This window comes from Cellvibrio sp. ARAG 10.3 (assembly GCF_051846955.1).
Lineage (GTDB): Bacteria > Pseudomonadota > Gammaproteobacteria > Pseudomonadales > Cellvibrionaceae > Cellvibrio.
In genome coordinates this window covers 1-4,183 of the sequence record NZ_JBPYCU010000044.1, presented here as the reverse complement: position 1 = coordinate 4,183, position 4,183 = coordinate 1, and the positions used below count along the sequence as shown (strand labels likewise).

Below are 4,183 nucleotides of genomic sequence, written 5' to 3'. Positions count from 1 at the left end.
ATGAAATTCGAGCAACAGGGACTTACCAAAAAACACGCGTGCGTCCAGCTTTTGCAAACTGCCGATCAGCAATTTCAATCCCTCACCTGAAAGGCGCCAGCTGCCCACCGCAAACTGCCCGAGCGGCTCAGTAGACGGGGAAACATCAGGCGGCATTTGTGTATTCGCACCGATAGTGCGCAGTTCGGTTTGATTCAAGCCGGCGTCGATGTAGGGCACGCTCGACAGCGCCTGCAGCACGCTCACGTAGTCGACGTAGAATCGGGATTGGTCTGGCATGCGTGCAATGGCGTTCGCCACAGCGCGCTCATCGAACTGCGCGGGCGACAGATGCGGGATGGTGATGGTTTGTGTTACCTGGCCAGGGGATACGAATTGCATTTCGCCCACATGACCCATGGTCGCGGACAGGCCTTTGAATGTGCCCACGCCCTGGTTCAACCAGGTTGCCGTGCAGTAAGGCAATTGCGAACCGCATTCCAGGCTGCCTAAGCGCCAGCCGCGTGACTCCAGTTTCAATCGATCCACGGTACGTGCGAGACGTTGAATCCAGTTATCGATCGGATGGTTCGCCGCCACGCGATTGTATTCCGCAACAATGGCGGCATTCTCGCGTGCGACCTGATCATCCCAGGCTCGCTGCTGCTCAATTTGTTGTGTGTCGCTCCAGTGCCGCTCGGCGAACTGCTTGATGTTTTCGTAATACAGGATGGCGATCGCGAGTGGTATGACGAACAACGCCGCGCGAACACCGAAACCATGCCACTGACGATCATAGCGTGTCAGTAGGGCTGCATTTTGCACACGCTCCACCGTGAAAAAACTATCGAGTGTTTCTTCGATAACCCGCGCACGGGGTTTCACATCGCGCCAAAAGTCGGCGTCGCCGACCAATTCAAAATCCGGAAACGCCATTAATAACTCAATGACAATCTGTTTGGTTTTCGCGGCACCCAGGATCATGTCTTTACCGATAATTGGAATGCCTTGAGATAATCCCAACAACCAGTAATGTTCAGTATCAATCGCAACAACGATAATGGCGGTGGTGTAGATGCTCGCCGCCACACTGGCAGCGGCCGTTGCGCGCGATAACCGCCGAATATTCGCCGGCACACCAAACACCACTTCATCGGCACCGGTGCCATCATCCGCGTGCGACTGCATGAGCACACCAAAGTTGCCCGCCGATTCGCGACAGGCTTGTCGTATACCCGCTTTGTCAGCAGCACTGGTGACCAGGTACCACTCCACACCAAACACGACCTGGCGGCCGCCGATGCGTTGCAGGTAAGCCAGCTTGTGGTCACGCAGCGCCGGGAGTTCCGTTGCGAGCCGGTCTTTCAATGACGCGAGCATCGGCATGGTTTACTCCAAACTCGCTGTCATGATGTACAGCAAGTATTCGCGCTCGCGCGAACCGGACCGATTACAGCCAAACAAGCACCCCAGGTTCGATGCGTTATCGTATTTTCCTGAGCTGAGATCAAAGGCGAGCAACACCTGGCTTTCGCCAGACTTCATCTCGTATTCTTGTATCACGCTTTCTTTCGACGTTTGCGGTACCTGCGACACCAATTCACTGCTGATTGGAATCGATTCAAATCCATTTAAATCGGACTGATCCAGAAGAATGTTGAACACCACACGATTTTTATTGATCACCCTGGTATAAAAGCTCATACCAAAACCGACAAACAGATCCGTAATTTCTGACGATTCGGTTGAGCCTACTTGCGAGGTATTGGTGGTGGATGCGCTGCTCAAATAGCGTATGAAATCGCCTTTCGAGATAGAGAATAAACTGTGATTACGCAGCACGAAATTTTTTGACCGCAATACGGACACTTCGCCTTCGGACTCCAGTGCGTCAAGAAAGACCTGGCTGCCGGAATAGGCGCTGGTTGGATTGATAGCTTCCGCGCTGAAGCCCGACAGGCCGCCGGTGGTAATTCGTTGCGTCTGCAGCTGGAATAGCGTTTGTTCGGCTTTCTGGTAGACGGCATCAATGTTCAGGTTAAGATCCTGGCCATGGGACTTCTTCACCCGTGCGATCATGAGATGCACGGTCGCCCGCAAGCGTAGGGATTTATTGAGTTGCTCAATGTAATCCCGAATTGCCGAGACGACGATTGGATTGTCTGTCACGGTCGCGGCGCCGGTAGCTTCGTTGAATAAGACGCGTCCGTGACGCGATGACATCTCCTCGATGACGCGCCGGGTGTTCTCCCAAAACTTCGGTTCTATCTTCAGGTTTGTCGTGAGGCTTGTCGTGGATGCATTGTCGTCGGTCTGAGCGGATGACGCCGTCGTACTTTGGCTTTCTGCTGAACCACCGTCACCGGTTTTGGCGATGACAAAGGTATCCGTCTGGTAGTAATAAAACAGCACGCCATCGCGACGACTATACGACCAGGAAACCCCCATGGCTTGCGCGACGTGGTCGAGCACTTCGGCAAAGGTGGCACGCTTCAAATTCAGCCTGTAATTTGGTGTATGGATGTAATCAGACAACTCACCGGATTGCCCTGACTGGGATGTCTGCATTTGCGTCATATCCGGCTGGACTTGATCACCAAATCCCAAACTCAAATCGTTGCGAACAAATTCGTTCTTTGGAATCAGCTCCGGCGCGCGACGAATGCGGATACCGGTTCGCGCCGTGAGGTATGCACTCAGGTCTTGCAAGGATTTACTATCACCCAGGATGTAATCATTGCGTTCCGTCACCAGACGCTCGGGCAATGACGAGTCCATGACTTCGAGATCCGTCGCTACCCAGTAGCCATCGGACACGCGCACATCGTAGCGTGCATCGCCCACACGCATGCCGCCGTTGCCTATCGCTTCCTGGTGTTGATCGATAACAGTTTGCGTGCGCGAGGTCTCTTGCCGGTAATCGCTGAACGGCTGACAGGCGGTGATCGCGACCATCATTGGCGTGAACAGGAATAGGGATTTATTCATGCGCTTAATCTCCGTAGTGCAACAATTCAACGTACAGAATTTTGTTGCGTTCCTTGAGCGCAATATCGAAATACAAGGGTCGTGGTGCCGTCGCGTAGGCTTCTTTCACGCGACGCAGGCATTCAGCGAATTCACATCGAAAGGTTGCACCGGCCCGGATAGGCACACGCACAAAGTTGCCGGCCTCATCGCGCACATTCCAAACCACATCGTTGTACAACGCTTGCTTCGCCCACCGACGCAGCGCGATCTCAAGGTCCTCGCCTGGGTAGAGGAAAAACACGTTGTCAGGTTGAACAACTGCCGTGTCATTAAGATCATTAGAGGGAGCCATCTTCGCTGTTGCTGTGCGCGCACCTGATGCAACATGCGGCACTACCTCCGGCGTCGCGACCAGATCAACATAGGCGCCCTGGCGATTGACGGGTGCCTGGTTCGCGAACGTATACCGCTCATCAATTTTTTCTGCCGGCACACCGCGCTTGATTAACGCGTTGGCAATTTCGCCGGCACGGCGTTTTGCCAGGGCGGCGGTCGCGTGGTTATCCGTCGATTGGCTTTCGCCTTTCACAATCAAGCGATCAATGGCAGATGGGTTTTGCCGAACTAGCGCTGCAATGTCATCCAGGCGTTGCCGTTCACGTGCGTCGATCGACGCGGCGTCAGACTTGCCAGCAGGGAAGGCGATATAGCGCTGTGAAAGATCAATAGAGGGTTTCTCAGGTGCAGCGGCTTCTTCGGTCTTGATCAATGCCAGCAACCGGCGGATGCGGCTGTCATCTTCAAAACTCGGTTGCACATCAAACCAGACCTCGCGGCCGAGCTCGTTGTGCTGCAGTGACCAGGCAGATCCGCCGAGCGCTTTGAGAGCATCCCGCAGGGATACGGGTCCCATCTGCATGAGCGTCCGAGGTAGCGACTGCGCCATCAAGATCTTGTCGACAGGCTCGCCATACTCACCCTTGATGTGCACTAGCCGATAACCGGTGCCATCCAGGAGTTCTTCCAGTGCGTCACCGATCGTTGTCACCGACGGGCTGAAGGAAATATTGATGATCGCGGATAATGGATCAACCTGATCCGCGCGCGGCGCCATGCGCGTCAGCGTGTAGCGGTCGGTCTTGATCAATCCCGATGAAGGATCATCGACAGCACTGACGGCAAAGGCCATCAGCGGAAAATAAAAAAAGGCGGCGGCTGCCGCCAAAGCACCCTT

The 4,183-nt window shown here is 54.5% G+C and carries 3 protein-coding genes; all 3 read right to left on the bottom strand.

The window, feature by feature from the left end; all coding sequences use genetic code 11:
* The coding region (locus ACSV5M_RS21540) for a hypothetical protein (protein ID WP_439178910.1) at nucleotides 1-1,365 on the bottom strand (1,365 nt) is incomplete at its 3' end.
* Between the two features lie 3 nt (nucleotides 1,366-1,368).
* Nucleotides 1,369-2,967 carry a hypothetical protein gene (locus tag ACSV5M_RS21535; protein WP_439178909.1) on the bottom strand — a complete coding sequence of 533 codons (1,599 nt, stop codon included), beginning with the start codon at nucleotides 2,965-2,967 and terminating at the stop codon, nucleotides 1,369-1,371.
* Between the two features lie 4 nt (nucleotides 2,968-2,971).
* The coding region (locus ACSV5M_RS21530; RefSeq protein WP_439178908.1) for an OmpA family protein at nucleotides 2,972-4,183 on the bottom strand (1,212 nt) is incomplete at its 5' end.